The 18252-nt window shown below is 66.6% G+C and carries 20 protein-coding genes and 1 pseudogene; 13 read left to right on the top strand and 8 right to left on the bottom strand.

From position 1 onward, the window contains the following. Nucleotides 1-482: 482 nt before the first annotated feature. Both ACFZDL_RS40305 and ACFZDL_RS40310 read right to left on the bottom strand, forming a co-directional pair. Nucleotides 483-797 carry a helix-turn-helix transcriptional regulator gene (locus ACFZDL_RS40305; RefSeq protein WP_353597262.1) on the bottom strand — a complete coding sequence of 105 codons (315 nt, stop codon included), beginning with the start codon at nt 795-797 and terminating at the stop codon, nt 483-485. Beyond that, nucleotides 794-1858 carry a tyrosine-type recombinase/integrase gene (locus ACFZDL_RS40310; protein ID WP_353597263.1) on the bottom strand — a complete coding sequence of 355 codons (1065 nt, stop codon included), beginning with the start codon at nt 1856-1858 and terminating at the stop codon, nt 794-796. Before ACFZDL_RS40310 ends, ACFZDL_RS40305 begins: the two co-directional genes overlap by 4 nt. Before the next feature lie 145 nt (nt 1859-2003). Here ACFZDL_RS40310 and ACFZDL_RS40315 point away from each other — a divergent pair. Further along, a pseudogene (locus ACFZDL_RS40315) lies at nt 2004-2153 on the top strand (ATP-binding protein); the annotation flags it as partial. 10 nt (nt 2154-2163) lie between these two features. On the opposite strand, the gene ACFZDL_RS40320 reads toward ACFZDL_RS40315, so the two are convergent. Continuing rightward, the gene (locus ACFZDL_RS40320; protein ID WP_353597264.1) at nt 2164-2565 is read right to left on the bottom strand and encodes a hypothetical protein; all 402 of its coding nucleotides are present in this window, start codon (nt 2563-2565) and stop codon (nt 2164-2166) included. 554 nt (nt 2566-3119) lie between these two features. Here ACFZDL_RS40320 and ACFZDL_RS40325 point away from each other — a divergent pair. From ACFZDL_RS40325 to ACFZDL_RS40345, 5 genes are all read left to right on the top strand, one after another. Further along, nucleotides 3120-3980: an SDR family oxidoreductase gene (locus tag ACFZDL_RS40325; RefSeq protein ID WP_353597265.1), complete on the top strand. Its 861-nt coding sequence runs from the start codon at nt 3120-3122 to the stop codon at nt 3978-3980. 140 nt (nt 3981-4120) lie between these two features. Next, complete coding sequence (locus ACFZDL_RS40330) at nt 4121-5851, top strand: NAD-dependent malic enzyme (RefSeq protein ID WP_353597266.1); 1731 nt, start codon at nt 4121-4123, stop codon at nt 5849-5851. Continuing rightward, entirely contained in the window at nt 5848-7305 is a 1458-nt protein-coding gene (gene fumC / locus ACFZDL_RS40335; protein WP_353597267.1) for a class II fumarate hydratase, read from the top strand. The genes ACFZDL_RS40330 and fumC overlap by 4 nt, the downstream gene beginning before the upstream one ends. A 151-nt stretch (nt 7306-7456) precedes the next feature. Next, entirely contained in the window at nt 7457-7600 is a 144-nt protein-coding gene (locus ACFZDL_RS40340) for a hypothetical protein (protein WP_391193801.1), read from the top strand. Continuing rightward, complete coding sequence (locus ACFZDL_RS40345; RefSeq protein ID WP_391193857.1) at nt 7597-8133, top strand: alpha/beta fold hydrolase; 537 nt, start codon at nt 7597-7599, stop codon at nt 8131-8133. The genes ACFZDL_RS40340 and ACFZDL_RS40345 overlap by 4 nt, the downstream gene beginning before the upstream one ends. Before the next feature lie 280 nt (nt 8134-8413). Here the strand turns inward: ACFZDL_RS40345 and ACFZDL_RS40350 are convergent, their stop codons facing one another. The 5 genes from ACFZDL_RS40350 to ACFZDL_RS40370 all read right to left on the bottom strand — a co-directional run bounded on the left by ACFZDL_RS40350 (nt 8414) and on the right by ACFZDL_RS40370 (nt 12291). Next, nucleotides 8414-9316: a hypothetical protein gene (locus tag ACFZDL_RS40350; protein ID WP_353597268.1), complete on the bottom strand. Its 903-nt coding sequence runs from the start codon at nt 9314-9316 to the stop codon at nt 8414-8416. A gap of 562 nt (nt 9317-9878) precedes the next feature. Beyond that, complete coding sequence (locus ACFZDL_RS40355; protein WP_391193803.1) at nt 9879-10355, bottom strand: DUF4232 domain-containing protein; 477 nt, start codon at nt 10353-10355, stop codon at nt 9879-9881. Next, nucleotides 10322-10789: a hypothetical protein gene (locus ACFZDL_RS40360; protein WP_353595559.1), complete on the bottom strand. Its 468-nt coding sequence runs from the start codon at nt 10787-10789 to the stop codon at nt 10322-10324. Before ACFZDL_RS40360 ends, ACFZDL_RS40355 begins: the two co-directional genes overlap by 34 nt. Nucleotides 10790-11355: 566 nt before the next feature. Then, nucleotides 11356-11628 carry a transposase gene (locus tag ACFZDL_RS40365; RefSeq protein ID WP_353595558.1) on the bottom strand — a complete coding sequence of 91 codons (273 nt, stop codon included), beginning with the start codon at nt 11626-11628 and terminating at the stop codon, nt 11356-11358. 78 nt (nt 11629-11706) lie between these two features. Further along, nucleotides 11707-12291 carry a DinB family protein gene (locus tag ACFZDL_RS40370; RefSeq protein ID WP_353595557.1) on the bottom strand — a complete coding sequence of 195 codons (585 nt, stop codon included), beginning with the start codon at nt 12289-12291 and terminating at the stop codon, nt 11707-11709. 286 nt (nt 12292-12577) lie between these two features. On the opposite strand from ACFZDL_RS40370, the gene ACFZDL_RS40375 reads away from it, so the two are divergent. The 7 genes from ACFZDL_RS40375 to ACFZDL_RS40405 all read left to right on the top strand — a co-directional run bounded on the left by ACFZDL_RS40375 (nt 12578) and on the right by ACFZDL_RS40405 (nt 18187). Further along, the gene (locus ACFZDL_RS40375; protein WP_353595556.1) at nt 12578-13411 is read left to right on the top strand and encodes a site-specific integrase; all 834 of its coding nucleotides are present in this window, start codon (nt 12578-12580) and stop codon (nt 13409-13411) included. Beyond that, the gene (locus ACFZDL_RS40380; RefSeq protein WP_391193860.1) at nt 13354-13611 is read left to right on the top strand and encodes a tyrosine-type recombinase/integrase; all 258 of its coding nucleotides are present in this window, start codon (nt 13354-13356) and stop codon (nt 13609-13611) included. Before ACFZDL_RS40375 ends, ACFZDL_RS40380 begins: the two co-directional genes overlap by 58 nt. 68 nt (nt 13612-13679) lie before the next feature. Continuing rightward, nucleotides 13680-13802: a hypothetical protein gene (locus ACFZDL_RS40385; protein WP_353595555.1), complete on the top strand. Its 123-nt coding sequence runs from the start codon at nt 13680-13682 to the stop codon at nt 13800-13802. A 105-nt stretch (nt 13803-13907) separates the two neighbouring features. After that, nucleotides 13908-14201 (top strand): hypothetical protein, encoded by a 294-nt coding sequence (locus tag ACFZDL_RS40390; protein WP_353595554.1) that lies wholly within the window; start codon nt 13908-13910, stop codon nt 14199-14201. Between the two features lie 18 nt (nt 14202-14219). Continuing rightward, nucleotides 14220-14780, top strand: coding sequence for a tyrosine-type recombinase/integrase (locus ACFZDL_RS40395; RefSeq protein ID WP_353595571.1), 561 nt, complete (start codon nt 14220-14222; stop codon nt 14778-14780). A gap of 17 nt (nt 14781-14797) precedes the next feature. Next, on the top strand, nt 14798-15148 hold the full coding sequence (locus tag ACFZDL_RS40400; protein ID WP_353595553.1) for a helix-turn-helix transcriptional regulator: 351 nt from the start codon (nt 14798-14800) through the stop codon (nt 15146-15148). Between the two features lie 1263 nt (nt 15149-16411). Next, nucleotides 16412-18187 carry an HAD-IA family hydrolase gene (locus ACFZDL_RS40405; protein WP_353595552.1) on the top strand — a complete coding sequence of 592 codons (1776 nt, stop codon included), beginning with the start codon at nt 16412-16414 and terminating at the stop codon, nt 18185-18187. The last annotated feature ends 65 nt before the right edge of the window (nt 18188-18252 follow it).

An 18252-nucleotide genomic window follows, 5' to 3' on the forward strand; every position in this document is an offset into this window, starting at 1 on the left:
AGCGGGTACTTCCTCGGGGCAGGCATCGTCTGGTCTCCTCTCCTGAGACCCATCTGACCCGCTGTCACCTCTCCCCGCATCTCGGGGGAACCTCAGACCCGCGGCGGCTGCTTGCTCTGCCGGGGCCGGGAGCAATGGCCGCACCACCCTGTTGCGTCGCGGAGATAGCCCGGTTCGCCGCAGCGCGGGCAGGGCTGCAGGGCCGCGGTCCGCTCGGCCTTGCGGCGGCAGTCCCGGCATAGCCGGTTCCCGGCCGCGCGGACCGGGTGAGCGCACTGTTCGCAGACGCGCGAACAGATGATGCACCGGCCGGTGTCCTCTTGAAGCACCCGGTCCTTGCCGCAGGACGGACACGTCCTCTTCGTGGCCTGTTCCTTCATACGGCGCCAGCACAGGCAGCAGTGCTCGCGGTCGCGATAGCCGACCGGGGCACCGCAGGTGACGCAGTCCCGTTGCCTCTTGCCCACCGCGGTCTCCGCCGGTCACAGGGGCGGCATCGACCGGCCCCGTCCGGAGGCGGCCTGCGGGAGGTCGGCGACCGGCCGGGGCGGTGCGACGGGCCGCTCAACGGGGGTGGTGTCGACCTCGATCAGGTCGTTGGGGGTGCACTCCAGCGCGGTGCACAACGCGGCCAGCGTGGTCATCTTCACCTGCGACGGTTCCTTGGTGAACAGCGCGGACACCGACGCGGAGGACAGTTCCAGGCCGGCTTTCTCGGCCAGCAGACGCCGCAACTCGGTCCCGGTCCACACCTCGCGCTGGGCGGCGGCCATCCGAAGCCTCCATCGGATCTTCATGCCGTGGTGTCCTTCCCGGTCAGCTCGGCCAGAGTGCCGGCGACGGCCCGCTGATAGGCGTCCTCGATGAACGTCGCGGAGGGCCGGACATAACGCATGGTCGAGCTGACCGTCCAGTGACCGGGCATCTGCTGGATCGCCACCAGGTCGACGCCGCGTTCATAGTTGTGGGTCGCGCAGGCCCTCCGCAGGGCATGCGGGCTGAACCGCTCGGACGGCGGGCGTCCTTCGAGTTCCATGAGATAGCGGAGCCGGTTGCGGATCGTCCCACGATGCAGAGGCCCGCCGGACTCGTCGGCGAACAGCACCGGGGAGTAGGGGAGCCTTGGCCGCACGTCGTCCAGGAACCACCGCAGCACCAGGTCCAAGCCGTCTAGCATGGGCACCCAGCGCGGCCGCGGCCCGGAGGTGTGGGCCCCCTTACCGAAGCGGACGTGGAGTTTCCCGAACGGACCTCGCGAGAAGTGCACGTCCGGCTTGTCCAGCAGCGATGCCTCCTCCGAGCGGAGCCCGGCGTGATACAGGGTCCGGAACATCGCATAGTCCCTCGCGGCGGGTCCGTACTTCCTCGCCGTCGCAATCCGCTGCTTCATGAAGTCGAAGAACTCCGCCACCCGCTCAGGTGTCGGCGGCGGCACCAGGGCCGGGGAGTCGTCGCCGACATGCCGGGAGGCATTGAACTCGTCGACCGGGCAGACCAGCCGGATGCCGAACGCGGCCTCGATCTGGGCTGCCTTGCGGGCCTGCAGGAACCGGTGGAATCCCTTGAAGATCTGGACATACTCGCGCCGGGTCGAGGTCTTGCGGCCCTTGACCGCGAGGTCACCGACCACGCGGTCGATGTCCTCCGGGGTCACCTCCCACGCGGGCCGGCCCAGTGCGGTCAGCGTCCGCTCCAGCAGGCCGATGTCGTTGTCGATGGTCACCGGGCTGAACCCGCGGGCCCGCCACGAGGCGACGAACGCGTCGACACGCGCGGCCTGGAACTGCCACGGGTCCGTCGCCAGGGGCTCTTGCGGGACGGCCCCGCCCGCGATGACCTGGAGTCTGGCCTCGCCCACCGGCACACCTTCCTCGCACCTGAACGGTCAAGGCAGCACCTGGAAAACTGGAGTGCTACCGCGAGAACCAACGAGGACCCCAGGAGCGGGATACGGCCAGGTGGCAACGGCAACCCTTGTGAGGGAACAAGTGCCAGCCCCAGATGAATGGGGCCAGGTCTTCGGCGACGAGGTCCTCGCCACCGCCATCCTCGACCGACTCCTCCACCCCTGCGAAGTGATCTCCATCAACGGCCCCAGCTACCGGCTGGAGAACCGCCTCGAAGCCATCGAGCGAGAGAACGACGTGGCCTGACCAGCTGCGATCAGGACACCGGGCTCTCACCCGGCGGGATGAAGGCGTCGGCGCCATCAGCATCCTCGACATGCCCCTGGGCATCGACCGTGATGGCCGTCGCCCGCCCCTGCGACGTGATGAGCCAGGCCAGCACTTGTTCCGTCAGCGGTGTTCCCCCCGGGCCCTCGTCCTTCCAGTGCACCCGCCACCCCCCACCAGGCACCGCAGCCACAACCTGATCGGCTCGCTCCAAGTGAGAGAAGTCCTCGTAGTCCGTCACCGCACGCAGGGCTCCACGCTTGGGATCCACGACCAGAGCCGTCCCCGTCGCCTGGTCCCAGCCCTCCACACGCACCATGCGGCCGATCTCCGTGTCGGTCCCATTGAAGATCGCGATCCAGCCGGTCTGATTGAAATAACGAAGAGACACCGCCCCATCATCTCGAACAACGACGCTCGCGCTTCACAGGGCTCCATGCTCTGCACGTTCATCCGTACGCGGCTCTGCACATAGGCGAGCACGCCGACAAGCGCGCTCCAACAGATCATGGACCTCAGGCCTCGAGCCGTGCTGAAATGGATTGTTCTGGCTACGGCTGCATAAGCGCATGAGTCGGCCCGGCTGGTTCGCCATAGCTGGGTGGATCAGTCCCGCTCGGGACCAAGCCGTCTTGGATGGCCCGGGTAAGTTTTTGAGACCAGTAGTGCATAGATACAGAATTTTGGCACTTGAATTCAATTCTGGACAGATTGAGTTTCCCTGAGTTGCTGGTAGCCGTTTGCGGGCTCAGACTGATTCTTGGGCCGGAGACGGACTCGCCGCGCACCTTCGGATCAAGGTCTGCCGCTGTGTGTGACGGGCAGCTTCGAAGGTCGGTCGCAGTCACCCCGCACAGACTCAGCTCTTGCTCCGAGCGCCGTGCATCGGCCCTTGTGCGTCCTTCGAGGGCTGTGGGACCAGGAACTTGAAAGGAAACCCTTGACATGGCGGGTGCAGCACTGATGAAGGTCCTTGTCGCAGGAGCGGGCACTGACTTCGTGTTCGAAGCCGCCATACGCCTCGCTGAGAAGGGCTTCGATGTGATCGCCGGAGTGGAGATCTACGCCCAGGTGCAGACGCTGAAATGGCAGGCGGCTGAGCACGGGGTCAGGCTTCGGGTCGAGAAGCTCGACGTGACCAACGAGGGAGACCGTCGCAAGGCCCTCGACTGGGGTGTGGAGATTCTGGTGAACAATGCCGGTGTCGGTGAGGGGGGCTCCTCGGTCGACATTCCCGAGTCGAACATTCGGCAAGGGTTCGAGGTCAACGTCACGGGGCTGCTCGCCCTCACCCAGGGAGTCGCCAAGCAGATGATCAACCGCGGGGCCCGCCACATCGTCTGGGTGTCCTCGCGGGAAGGCTTGAACGTCAACCCGTTTACCGGCATCTACTCTGCCTCGAAGCACGCGGTTGAGGCGATCGCCGAGACCATGGCCTACGAGCTGCCGAAATACAACGTCGAAGTCGCCACAGTCAACCCGGGGCCCTTCCTGACAGGCTTCAACGACGGAATGTTCCAGACCTGGGAAAGCTGGGAGGACGACCCGTCGCAGAGGCTCTTCGACCATTCCAGGCTCGCCTTCCCCCGCCCGCGATTCGACCCTGAAGCGGTCTTCGCCACGCTGACGGCTGTCGCCGCCGGAGAAGTCGACAGCTACCGCAACCTGGAGCCCAAGTCGATTCTTGAGGAGACCAAGCGCCTCCAGACGGTTCCGTGGGAGGGCAAGGTCACGGACGGCCTCGGGACCCGCCGCCCGGCCATCCAGCGCTCCTACGAGATGCAGCCCGAGACTCCCGTCGAGTGATCGCCTCCCGGGTAACCGCGAGTGGCAAGGCCGCCTGGGACGCGCCGCGGGCAGAACCCGAGTGTCAAAGCGGCCGTGTGCGGCACGGGAAGGCCGTGAACATGACAGCAATCGTTTGGTGAGAGCCGACCGTGGGCCTGGTGACGGGCCCTCACGCCGGCGTAGCCACGCTCGCCCATGAGCGCACGGCGCTCACGACAGCTGGAGGTACATCAATGCCTGTCAGGCCAACTGTGCTGCAGGATCGCTACCGTAACCGCGGCACGGCTTTCACGCTGGAGGAGCGGGCGAAGCTCGGGATCACGGGTCGGCTGCCGGCAGCCGTTGAGACTCTCGACGAACAGGCCGACCGCGCTTACGCGCAGCTGCGGCAGCAGCCCTCCAACCTGCAGAAGTACATCTACCTCAACGAGGTCCACGACCGCAATCAGGTGCTGTACTTCAAGCTGCTCGCCGACCACCTCGAGGAGTTGCTCCCTGTGGTCTACGACCCCACAGTCGGCGAGGCGATCGAGAAGTGGTCCGTCGACTACCGTGACTCGCGAGCGGTGTACCTGTCGATCGACCGTTCCGAGGACGTGAGGGCCTCGTTCGAGTCGCTGGGTCTTGGCGCAGATGATGTCGATCTGATCGTCGTTTCCGATGCCCAGGAGATTCTGGGCATCGGGGACTGGGGCGTCAACGGGACCGACATCTCCATTGGGAAACTCGCCGTCTACTCCGCTGCCGCCGGCATCGATCCCAACCGTGTCATAGCTGTGAACCTTGACGTGGGGACAGACAACGAGCAGCTTCTCAACAATCCGTCGTACCTGGGTAACCGGCACGCACGGGTCACCGGAAAGCGGTACGACGACTTCATCGCCCTCTACCTCGAGACCGTGTCCGAACTGTTCCCGAGCGCGCTTCTGCACTTCGAGGACTTCGGACCGTCGAACGCCCGGCGGATCCTGGTGGAGAACTCCGACAGATACCGGATCTTCAACGACGACATGCAGGGCACCGGTGCCATCGTCATGGCTTCAGTGTTTTCGGCTCTGAAGGTGACCCGGGGACGCTGGTCCGAGCAACGGCTCGTCGTCTTCGGCGCGGGCACCGCCGGCACCGGTATGGCCGACCAGATCCACGCAGCGATGCTGCGTGACGGTGCGACCCCCGAGGAGGCGAAGAAGAACATCTGGCTCGTCGACGTCCACGGCCTGGTCACCGATGACATGCGAGACCTGCCCGATCACCAGCAGGTCTATGCACGGCCGAAGTCGGAGGTGAGCGACTGGTCTGACGGTGAGATCGATCTGCTCACCACCGTCGAACACGTCAAGCCCACCATCCTCATCGGTACCTCCACCGCACACAACGCGTTCACCGAGGACGTTGTGCGCACGCTGGCCGAGGGCGTCGAGCGTCCGATCCTCCTGCCGCTGTCGAACCCGACGAGCCGTATCGAAGTCATGCCGTCGGATGCAGTGCCGTGGTCCGAGGGCAGAGCACTGATGGCGGTCGGTATCCCGGTCGAGCCGGTCCAGTACAACGGGGTCTCCTATAAGATCGGGCAGGCCAACAACGCCCTCCTCTACCCGGGGCTCGGCCTCGGAACGATCGTCTCGGGTGCCCGGCACGTAACGGATAACATGCTGCTTGCCGCCGCCGAGGCGGTGGCAAGCCAGGTCGATGTGTCGCTGCCAGGAGCATCACTCCTGCCACCGGTCGCGAACCTGAGGGCGTCCTCAGCGACGGTCGCGGTCGCCGTCGCCCGTGCCGCGGCAGATGACGGTGTCGCAACCAAGTCCCACGACGACCTCATTCAGGCTGTCCAAGACTCAATGTGGCAGCCGACCTACCCCACGGACGAACCGGAGGGCGGGCAATGAGCGACAACCAGTTGCCCTCTAAGATGCAGAACACGGCGATCGGGATCCAAGCCAGTGGAAACCGGCAGGAATTCGACAGCATGGGCACCGTCGAGGTGCCGGCAGATCGGTATTGGGGCGCGCAGACGCAGCGCTCGCTCCTCCACTTCTCCATCGGCGACGACCGGATGCCGAAGGAGGTCTATCACGCCTACGGCTACGTGAAGAAGGCGGCAGCGCTGGTGAACGCAGCCGCCGGGCGGCTGCCCGAGTGGAAGAAGCAGGCCATCGTACGGGCAGCTGAGGAGACGATCGCAGGGGAGCTCGACGACCACTTTCCGCTCTTCGTCTGGCAGACGGGGTCGGGCACCCAGAGCAACATGAACGTCAACGAGGTCATATCAAACCGTGCGTCACAGCTGCTCGGCGGCACGCTCGGGACGCAGCAGCCGATCGCCCCGAACGACGACGTCAACATGGGGCAGTCCAGCAACGACAGCTTCCCGACCGCGATGCACATCGCCTCCGTGCAACAGATCGACGAGCATCTCTTGCCTCAGGCCCGGGAACTCGCCGCATCCATCGAGGCAAAGGCCACGGAATGGGCCGAGGTCGTCAAGATCGGCCGCACGCACCTCGAGGACGCCGTACCGCTGACCGTCGGACAGGAGTGGTCCGGCTATGCAGCGCAACTGCACGCCTGCATCCAGGAAATCGAGCACAGCCGCCGCTGCCTGCTCGAACTTGCCCTGGGCGGCACCGCCGTCGGCACGGGGCTGAACGCGCCAAAGGGCTTCAGCCGGGACGTCGCGAACAAGATCGCCGAATTGACCGGCAAGCCCTTCGCCACGGCCGAGAACAAGTTCATGGCACAGGGATCCCTGGACCCGATGGTGCGGGCGCACGGGGCACTACGCGCACTGGCCGTGGCCTTGATGAAGATCGCCAACGACATGCGGTGGCTGGCCTCGGGCCCGCGCACCGGATTCGCCGAGCTGCTGCTTCCACAGAATGAACCCGGCTCCTCGATCATGCCCGGCAAAGTCAATCCGACCCAGTGCGAAGCCATCGTTATGATCGCAATTCAAGTGCTCGGCAACGACTCAGCAGTTGCATTCGCCGGGAGCCAGGGCAACTTCGAGTTGAATGCTATGCGCCCGGTCATTATAAACAACTTCATTCACTCCGCGCGCATCCTTGCCGACGGGATGGAGAAGTTCCGGGAATTCTCCGTCAGCGGCACGGAGCTCAACCGGGAAAGGATTGCCCAGTACGTTGACGAGAGCCTGATGCTGGTCACGGCGCTGAGCCCCGTCATCGGGTATCAGAACGCCGCACACATCGCCAAATCCGCGCTGGCCAATGGTCAGACGCTCAAAGAGGCAGCCCTGGCCAGCGGTCACGTCGACGAGAAGACGTTCGACTCCGTTGTCGATCCGCTCTCCATGGTCGGCCACGGCGTTGCCGGCGCCTGACGCGGAGGCTCCAGACGGCTTCGAGGAATACCCCGAGGCTGGAGAGGAAGTCACACCCAGCGTACTGATCCGCCGGGGCACCCCACGTCGCGGACGCGGGCTCCTGCCTGGCTTGTTGACAGAACTGCGTGGGACATTCCAAGGAAATGTCATGCCCTTCGTTACCGTGGGCCAGGAGAACTCTGGGCCGATCGGGCTGTACTACGAGGACCATGGATCGAGTCGGCCAATCGTGCTGATCGCGGGCTTCCCGCTCAACTGCCGGGCTGGGAGCGCCAGGAGCATGCGCTACTGACGTCGGGACGTCGGGTGATCACCTCCTACCAGCGGGGGTTCGGGCGCTCAAGCCAGCCGGTCACGGGCTACGACTACGACGCGTTCGCCGCGGGCCTGGACAAGCTGCCGTCCGCTTTGGGCCTGACCAACGTTGACCTGGCCGGGCACTTGATGGGGGGCGGCGAGATCGCGCGCTACCTCGCTGTCGGTGGACGCCGGCCTGGCCACGCAACTGCAGACCACCGCACAGCCGACCGCGCCGGGCTGCGACGCCGCCGTCCGGCGCCTGAGCGTGGATCGGGCACCGGACGGCAGACCCGGGCCGTCACCGTCGACCCCGTGACCGCCTTCCGTGCGGCCTTTCGCGGAATGGGAGGGCTGCCCAGCTGGGCAGCGGGGCCAGGGTCTCTGAAATCGCCGCCCGGTGGCAATATTCCGGCACGCCGGGACCTCGATGCTCGCCCTGCACCTGCTCCAGTCCGCGCTCGTGCACGTCAACACCCTGCTGGTGCGAACAGGTCCTGGCCGAACCGGCCTGGGCGAAGAAGCTGACCGACGAGGACCGGCGCGGCCTGACCGCGCTGTTCTGGTCGAACGTCAACCCGTACAGCACCTTCCGCCTGGACATGGACAAGCGCCTCGACCTGAGTCTCGCGGTGCCTCGCTCCCGCACCCCGGCGGAGACCGCTGGCCGATCGGCCACCCAGGTTGGAGGAGTCCAGGCCTCCGGATGATGGCCTCTTGCCGGTTGCCGATCCGATGCGTGCGGACGCCTACCGCCGGTCGCCACTCTCAGAGGCGGCCACCCACATGTTCCCACAGGTTGTCTGTTTCACATGGCGGGGCGCAGGGGGTGGCGTACAGGCAGTCCGGACGGCGCCACGAAACCGCTGTCGCTGCAGGCGCCAGTGGCCTGGCAGATTGCGTCGAGTACCGCCCCGACAAACGCAGCAGCGCCTGCGGAGAAGAAGGCTGCGGCGGCTGCCTGTGCGACCGTCGGGACGCTGAGACTCGTTGCCGTGGCGATCGCAATGATCGCGTCGAACTGTGCGATCCCCGCGGCGGCAGCTGCCAGACCTGCGGGTCCGGTAGCGATGCAGGCAGCGGCGACGAGCACGAACGTGGCGGCAGCACCTCCAGCGACAAGACATTTGCACAGTGTGCAGCTCAGCCAGCTCGCCCACGCCTCGTCACTGAGGGAGGACGCTCTACTGAATTGGACGGTCTTCAGCCACGCGGTGAACTGGTCTTGGCCGCTTGGTGCGCCTGACACGCTGTCACCCAGGTTGTCCATGGCGGAGTCCGGAAGCCCGGCCTGGCTCAGAACTTGCAAAGGATCCGTGTCCCAGGCCTCCCACAAGGGCTGCGCACCGCTCACCAGGAACATAACAAGCTGGACGATCGGGCCGACGTCACTGGCTTGGCTCAACAGTGGGTAACGCTGCCAACCGCCGTTCGTGATCTCCACCGTGTTGTCGTCGAGAACCGAGATGAGGACATCACCCACCACCTGGAGCTGCACGGAACCGTTGATCGTTAGGTTGGTCATGCCATTGGTCGTGCCGGTCGGAACCAGGGTCAGGGAACCGATGTCCCCGCAGGAGACGACGTAGCCGGCGGACTCGTCGGCGAGCGGTGTGCCCAATTGCTGCTGGCCGATGTTGGAACCGGACCCACCCCATACTCCACCGACTGGTTCACCGTTGGCCGCTGTGATGCTCTTGATATCCCACATGGCCGTGCACTCCCATTTCGTCGAAACAGCGTCTCGTCCTCAATGACCCGGAAGTCATCGGGTAGTCCGGTGGTCAGCCTCGCGGCCCGAACTCCTGGCGTGTCCGCGCCGGCCGCCTCGGCTTCCCCAGCGGCGGGCCTCCAGGTCGGCAGCACCCGTCGGCAGGCTGGCCAGTGCCATCACCCGCAGCATGCTGCTCTTGCCGGGATCCGGCCCTGGGCCAGGCCGCTGTGTTACTCCCGCCCCAGGCCCGCCGACGCATGCCGGTAGCGAGCGCTCCTCCGCATCTGCCAGGTCAGTCATGTCGTCGTCCGTGGTAGCCACGTAAACAGACTGCTGGGCCGGTGCCGGACCGGCGAGCCAGGTAACCCGAACGAATGACAAGCGGCAGCGCTTCGCCAAGAACATCGGTGCGGACGAGCTGGGCCCAGGCGGCGGGATGCAGTCGCTTCGCGGACACCGGGCATCTCCAAGACCCGCCGGCCCTGTGCTGGTGAAGCTCCGGCCGGGGGACATGTCCCCCGGCCGGAGCTTCACCAGCACAGGGCCGACTTCGCGGTACTCAGTTGGCTATGCCGACGGGGTGGACCTGGATCTTGTCGTCGTACGGACCGGCCAGCTTCAGCGCCTCCGCGGGCCACTTCAGGGACACACTGTGGGTCTCGTTGGGCGGCGTCACGATGATGTTGGTCGGGGACGCGAGGCTGTCGCCACTGAAGTCGACCTCGTACGAGATGCTGAAGGTGGCGGTGTCACCGGGCTTCAGGTCGGTGATGCGGGGCTGCTCACCGCCGCGATGGACAGGGGCGGACGTGCCATCGATGTCCTTCAAGTCGACGCCCGCGAAGCCCGTCGCCGAGCAGGTCTTCGCGCCCTTGTTGGTCATCTGAACGGTGACCTCACCCACCTTCTCGTCGGGCGAGCTGTCCACAGCCTCCATGATCAGGTCGTTCAGGGCCGCTGCGCTGGAGCATGTGCGGCCAGGGCCGTGGCCGGTCACACACATCACGTGTAGTAGGTGTCGAACGATCCGATCCATGACGCAGCCAACGGCAGGACGCACACCTGTACGCCGGCTGTGATCCAGCACCGACACAGGGCCGCGATCCCGGAGGTCCACCACGCCGTCGTGCGCAGTGCGCTCACCGCTCCGGCCTGATAGCCCTGCCCGGAGGGATCCGTCATCCCGGGGTAACCCATCCAGTCCTCTGTGAAGATGCCGTCCGACCCGAACACGATGACCGCCGACACGAGCCACAGATCGACCAGGAGGGCCGACACGGCGAGCACCACGTCAAGACGCAGGTACGCGTGCGTCGGCACCAGCAGCCGCACCGCCGGGTGTCCGTCGCGCCGCACCCAGTCCCGGGGCGAGATACGTACCAGCACAACGGCGGCGTACACCAGCCCAGCGACGGCCGCCGCCCACCCGCCCATGAAGACCAGTCCGAAGAACAACATCCCGAAACCCATGCCAGGCCAGATGCCGCACCGTTTCGAATGGTTCCCTCCACATCAATGATGCGGGGAAGCTGACGGGATGCGTCGAACAGATTGCCGGGTGTGCTACGGCGACCGCGGTGGGCACTGCCGGGTGCTCGTCCGGCGAAGACGGCAGTTGCTGGTGCGTCTGCGTGCCCTTGCGGATCACTCCCAGCAGTTGCTCACCGGGCAGCGGGTCACGCTGCCGGCTGGTCAGCAGCTCGCTCGCCCAAGCCCCGTTGGAGACTCAGAACGCGAGCAGGGCCCAGTCCCGGTTGTGGCCCAGCGCGGCGAACAGGTCGTTGAACCGGCCGTCGGGTATTCGCCGCGGCAAGCGGCGCGGCACCGAAGGTCGGTACCGGCCTCCGGTCGACTGCCGTGTCGCCCGGCCTGCGGCGCCCGGCCGACGGCGGCGCTCTCGCGCGGTGGGGAACGGGCTGATGATCGGCCCGTGCCCTCCTCCAGATGAAAGGCGTGGAACGACCGCAGCACGGTCTCGCAGTGCCCCTGGTTTGTGTCGATGCCGAGTACAACCCGGCCGGGCGCGGCCCGGCCGGTCACCGGATTCGGCGCCGCGGCCGACGGCAGGGACACCGGCGAGGGGGCGATCGCACCCGGGCTCTGGAGGCGCCCCATACCGTGAAGCGGCGATGCGCAATGGCGGGCGACGTGCCGAACGTCGGCGGCAGATGCCGCCAGGTCCAGCCGCTGGCCAGCGCGTACACCACTGCCGTGATCACGGCCCGCTCGTCACACGGAGCGGTCCCACCACCTTGCGGACGAGCAGCGAACGACGGCAGCAACGGGGCAGGCCAGCTCCCAGAGTTCATCAGGAACCAGACGCTTCGATAGATCAGGACCCACGACCGGCATCATGCCGCACGGACATCAAGTCACGTGAGACAACTCTAAGCCTTGATCGGTGCGGCCGACCTGGCGGCCTGCTCGATCTTCGCGCAGCAGGCTGCACGGGCTTCCTCGTCGATCGGCTTCTCGTTTTCGGCGCGCACCCCGGTCCGGCCGTCGAGGCCCTCGCGCAGGATATCGGCGTGCCCGGCATGCCGGATGGACTCGCCGAGTACATGGACCATGATGGCGAACAGGTTCGTGTTGGGATAAGGCTCCGGCCACCACGGCACGTGGCCGGGGGCGTCCAGGGGAAGCTCGTTGATCGTCGCGTCCGAGTGTTCCCACGTACGCCGGTAGAACCCGATGATCTGATCGCGGGTCTCGTCCTCGGTCGCCCACAGATCACTGCCGTTGGAGTCCTGCCACCGGGGCAGCGGTTCCGGGGAAGGGCGGTCGAAGACCTCGCCGAAGTACCTGGCCTCGACGGTAGCCACGTGTTTGACCAGGCCGAGGAGGTTGGTTCCGGTCGCTGTCAAAGGTCGGCGGGCGTCGTATTCGGACAAGCCGTCGAGTTTCCAGAGCAGCGCCTTGCGGTCCCGCCACAGTCTCCCGTGCAGGTTGCCTTTCGCGAATTCATCGATCATGCGGCATGAGCCTGCCATGGGCTGCTCGCGGTCTCAAGATCCCGTATGTGGTCCGCAAAAACGTGCTGAATTGCATCAGATACAACATTGCGCACGGTGACGGCAGCAGCATTGTCGCTGGTCGGCAGCCCTTGGGGGCAGCCCCGTTGTCAGGCTGATCACGGCGTCGACCTGGACCCCAGCACGCAGACTCAACAATGTTGCATTTGATGCAACAGGTGTGTGAGTGTGCAAGCGCCGGGTTCGGCACGTCTCGTGCTGGCGTGGGCCAGCTGTCTTCGACGCGATGCTGGAGGGGTGGGCGAGGCAGCAGTCCGCGCGGTTCCTGAAGGAGGAGACGATCCGCCCGCGGCTACGGCTGATCAAGCGGCTTGAGGAGTTCACCGGCCTGTACCCGTGGCAGTGGACCCCTGCGGACGGTGAGGCGTTCATCGCGCACCTGCGGAGCGGGGCCGATCCGATCCAGATGTCCACGGCCCGCACCTACGAGGTGACGGTCAGCCTGTTCCTCGAGTATCTGCTGGACGCCCGTTACGAGTGGATCGACACGTGCCTGGAGCGCTTCGGCGAGGTTCCCCAGGCGGTCTTCCACGAGGGCAACTCGGTCCTGCACACCGTCGAGTATGAGGCCGACCCGCGCCGCCGTCCGCTGACCTACGACGAGGTCCAGGCCCTGTTCGACGCCGCCGACGCCCGGCCGGGCCGGATACGCGGCCTGGGCCGCAAGGGATCCTTGTCCGCTTTACGCGATGCGGCCGTCCTGAAGACGATCTACGCCTACGGCACCCGCCGCACCGAGTCATCCAAGGTCGATCTGGCCGACCTGCGGCGGAATCGCAAGACGCCGCAGTACGGCAAGTACGGCAGCGTTATGGTGCGGTTCGGCAAGTCGAGCAAGGGGGCACCGCCGAAGCGGCGGACTGTGCTGCTGATCCCGGAGATGGACTGGGTCACCGACACCCTGGACCACTATCTGGCCGAGGTCCGCCCGCAGCTTTTCCCCACGGGCGGCACCCCGCTCTGTGGATCACCGAGCGGGTCGGCCGGCTGTCCCCGCGGTCGATCAACGAGGCATTCGTCGCCGCCCGCCGGGACGCCGACCTCGACCTGCGCTGCCTGAGGCACAGGTGGATCACACACGCGACTGAATTCGGCTATCCGGCCCGGTTCGTACAGGAAAACGTCGGCCATTCCCACGCATCGACTACGGCGATCTACATGAGCCCTCGGGAATTGCATCAGCCGGGCGAGAAGTTGCAGGTCGCCTGGTCGCGACGGGAATCGGAAGGAGTTCGCGGAGCCTACGAGCTGGCCTTCTGAGCAGGGGTGTTGCCGAACCGATCCCTTCTGATGCATGATCTGCCCTCCAGAAGGGATGGTCTGGAGTGGTGCATCAGCGCAAGGTGGCCCTTGCCGGGGCGGCCCATATGGAGCTCGTCTCCGGGGTGGTCCAGCTGCGTCCCGAGGACGCAATGTTCGACGCGATGCTGCGGGGCTGGCGTGCTCAGTAGAAGTCGCGGGGACTGAAGGACGAGACGATCGACCCGAGGGAACGGCTGATCCGCCGGTTCCTGGACTTCACGAACGAGTACCCGTGGCGATGGGCGCCGGCCCACTTGGACGAATGGTCCGCGTCGCTGACGAGCGAGAAGCGCTTGGCGCCGTCCACGGTTCGCAGTTACCAGGGTACTGTCCGGCTGTTCACCGAGCTCCTCATCGACGCCCGCTACGGCTGGGGTCCGGCATGCGAGGAAGCCTTTGGCACCTTCCCGGTGGCGATCTGTCACGAGTGGAATGCCTTGCCTCACCTGCAGGATTACGAAGGCGACCCGGAGGCGAGGCCCTTCACACGGGAAGAGCTACAGCTCTTCTTCGACTACGCCGACGACCAGGTCGAACGAGCGGTATAAGCGAAACGCAAGGGCGCCCTGGCGGTCTACCGTGACGCCACCCTCTTCAAGGTGATCTACGGGTGGGGGCTTCGCCGGACCGAGACGTCCAAGCTCGATGTGGTCGACTTCGGCCGCAATCCGCAGGCTGGGCAGTTCGGCCGGTACGGCACGCTCAACGTCCGCTATGGCAAGGCGAAGCAGGGGCAGCCGCCGCGGCGGCGGAACGTGTTGTCGGTGATGGACTGGGCCGTCGAGGCGGTCGCCGACTACGTCGAGAACGTCCGCCCGCGCTTCGGATTCCCGGATCATCCGGCTCTGTGGATCACCGAGCGCGGGGGTCGCCTGCAGCCCGGCTCGATCAACGACCGGTTCGAGGCATACCGGGACGCCCTGAGGCTGCCCAAAGAGTTGACCCCGCACGGACTTCGCCACTCATACGTCACACATCTGACCGAGGACGGGGTGGACCGGCGCTTCATCCAGCAGCAGGTCGGCCACGAGTGCGACAGCTCCCTGGCCATCTACACGCACGTCAGCGACGACTTCATGAACACTTCCCTGCACAAGGCACTGGCCCCGGCGTTCGCCGGGGCCTGACGAGGAGGGACCCGGCGATGGCCGCCAAGCTCGACTACCACTGGCACCTGCGCAAAGTCATGGCCGACCGCGGGATGTTCTCCACCACCGACCTCCTCCCCCCGCTCGCCGAACGCGGTATCACCCTGTCCTCCAGCCAGGTCTACCGGCTCGTCGTCGAGCGACCGGAGCGACTGAGCCTGAAGATCCTCATGGCCCTGCTCGACATCCTCGACTGCACCATGGACGACCTCATCGAGCCCATCGCAGTTGCCGGGGCCGTGAAGAAGCCGAAGAAGGCAGCTGCCGGCGGCTCGGCGCCCGATGCGGAGGGACTCGGCGGACTGCGGTCAAAGAAGGCCCGGATCAGAGGAGTTGACCGGTCTTGATCACGGCTGACCAGCTGGATCGTGCCGTCACGGACCCGATCGGCCTGATCACAGACCTCGTCACCGATGTCGAGAAGGAACTCGGCGCCGAGACGATCCGGGCCGTGGTTACCGCGGTTGCGGGCGGCCGCGCGAAGTCGCGCCAGGTGGCCAAGGCCCTGGCGATGCGGTCCGCAGCCCTGACCGACGGCCGGTCCCCGGCGCCCCGGGCGATCGGTGATCTGCTCATCGGGCTCCGCAAGGCCGGCGCCTCGGCGATCGAGGCACCAGTCTGCGCGGAGTGCGGCAAGCAGCTGCGAACCCTCCAGCGCAAGGGCCAGGACTGGTACTGCTCGGTCTGCGGGCAGGAGAGAGCCGAGTGCACCGCCTGCGGCAACGTCAGACGCGTCGGCTTCCGGGACCGCAAGGGCCTGCCACGCTGCAAAATGTGTCCCGACACTGACGACCGCGATCCCGTCACGGTCGTCCACGAGCTGATCGCCACGATTGCTCCGGGCGCCAACCGTGACGTGGTCGCCGAAGCCCTCCGCCGGACGGCACCCCACCGTCCCCACTATCGCCAGCGAGTGGTCTGGGCCCTGGAGGAGAACCCTCGTCTGCTGACCGGAGAGGGCTGTCTGGCGCCGCATCGCGCCATCTTGAAGTTCGTCGACCTGCTACACGAGGCCGGTGTCGCGGGGATCGACCGGCCCGCCTGCCCTCGCTGCCAGCGGGTGGTCCGCATCGACAAGCCGCTCCACGGACAGCGAGTCTGCCGCAACTGCATCGCCAAGTCCCGCGTCGAAGAATGCGTACGCTGCGGAGCCCGGCGCGAGCCGGCCACCCGCGACGACCAGGGGCGACCGCTGTGTCCGAACTGCCTGATCACCGACCCCGCGAATGCCGAAGTCTGCATCAGCTGCCGCCGCGAACGACGGCGAGTGCAAACCCGCACCCCCGAGGGTCCTCAGTGCCCCAACTGCTGCCCCCTGCCCATCGTGGTCTGCTCCATCTGCGGCCGCACCGCACCCGGCATGCTCTCGACCCTCACCGGCCTGCCCCGTTGTCGCGGCTGCTTCCAACGCCAAGCCCGCTGCACCGCCTGCGGACGCGTCCGCGGCATCCACTCCGGCACCGCCGATGCCCCCGTCTGCGGGCCCTGCACCAAACCGGATGCCGAGCTCTGGCACCCCTGCCCCACCTGCGGGCAGGCCGAACGGCTCCGTGCTCCGGGGCCCTGTCGTCGCTGCACGCTCAGACAGCGGCTGCACGAACTCCTCGCCGATGGCACCGGTGCCATACCGCCGAAGCTGCAGCCCCTTCACGACGCTCTGGCCGGCACTGAACGCGCGGCCACCGCCATGCGCTGGCTGGCAGGCGGCATCGTCGCCACCGTGCTGTCCGATCTCGGCTCCGGCCGCCGCCCCCCTGACCCACAAGGCCCTGGACGAGCTCCCCGAGGGCAAGGTCGTCGAGCACATCCGCAGCGTCCTCGTCGCCACCGACGTCCTGCCCGCCCGGGACGAGCAGATGATCCGCCTCGAACGGCACATGAAGGACCTCGTCGCCTCGCATGTGACGGCCGAGGGACGGAAAATCCTGCACCGGTACGCAACCTTCCTGCGCCGGCTTCGCCGACGCAGCCGCGGCAAGGAGATCACCCACTACCAACTCACCGTCGCGCGACAGCACCTGCGGGCGGCCGTCTATCTCCTGGACTGGCTGGAAGGGCAGAACCTGACCTTGGTCACCTGCCGGCAGTCCGACCTTGAGCGATGGATGACCAGCGACGACATCCGCCTGCGCCGGGAGGCAGGCCACTTCGTGCGCTGGACTCTCGCCCAGAAGATCACCCGCGACCTCAGCTTCCCCGCCGAACGATGGAACGGCCCCACCCAGCCGATGGACGACGAAGCCCGCTGGGCCACCGCCCGACGCTTGCTGCACGACCACATGCTCAAGCCCGAAGACCGCCTCGCCGGCTTGCTGTTGCTCCTCTATGCCCAGTGGCCCGCCGCGATCTCCCGGCTCACCGTCAAGGACGTCGAGGAGAGGGACGGAACCGTCCGCATCCGCCTCGGCGCCGTCCCGGTCGAGCTACCAGAGCCCGTCGCCCAACTGGCCCTGCAGCAAGTCGAAGTCCGACGCAGCCATGCCGTCCTCGGCCGCACGGACTCTCCTTGGCTCTTTCGCGGCGGCCAGCCCGGCCGCCCGATCAGTGCCTGGGCCATGGGCGAACGGCTCCGCAACCTCGGCATCCGGCTCGCCGAAGCCCGCTCGACCGCTCTGTTCCAGCTCGCCACCGAGCTGCCCGCAGCCGTCCTCGCCCGCACCCTCGGCCTCGACATCACCGTCGCCGTCAAATGGCAGCGAGCCGCCGCCGGCGACTGGGCCGCCTACGCCGCCGAGGCAGCCACCGAACCAGCACCCAGGAGTGACATGCCTCTTCTTCCCTACGACGCCGTGCTCTGCGACATCGACGGCGTGATCCGCCATTGGCCGGCCGCCGACGAGCTGGAGCAAGAGCACGGACTTCCCATCGGCGCGCTCGCAGCCGCAGCGTTCGCACCCGCCCGCCTGCACCCGGCCATCACCGGGCAGATCACCGACGAGCAGTGGCGATCGGCGGTCGCCGCCGACCTCGCCGCCCGCCACGGATCAAAGGAACGAGCGGATGCGTCGGTGCGGGCCTGGTCCGCCCTCCTGCCCATCGTCGATCAAGAAGTCGTCGCGCTGCTCGAGAAGGTACGCGAGGTCGCGTCCGTCGCCCTGGTCTCCAACGCAACCACCCGGTTGGAGTGGGACCTGGAACGCCAAGGACTCGCCGACCTCGCCGATGCCGTCGTGAACACAGCGCGCATCGGCGTCGCGAAACCCGATCTTCGTGTCTACCGCACCGCTGCCGAGCGTCTCGACGCGGCGATCGACCGCTGCTTGTTCATCGACGACACCGAAGCCAATGTCACAGCGGCCCGCGAAGCCGGGATGACCGCCCTCCACTACCGCCAGCTCGAAGATCTACACGAGGCTCTGTCGCCGCTTCTCAAAGGATCGAGCTGAAGGGCATTCCGGGAGTTCCAATACCCGAGCCCACCATTACACGTGCACGACAACCACATCGAACA

Origin of the sequence: Streptomyces sp. NPDC007917 (assembly GCF_042959105.1) — a bacterium.
Taxonomy (GTDB): Bacteria; Actinomycetota; Actinomycetes; order Streptomycetales; family Streptomycetaceae; genus Streptomyces.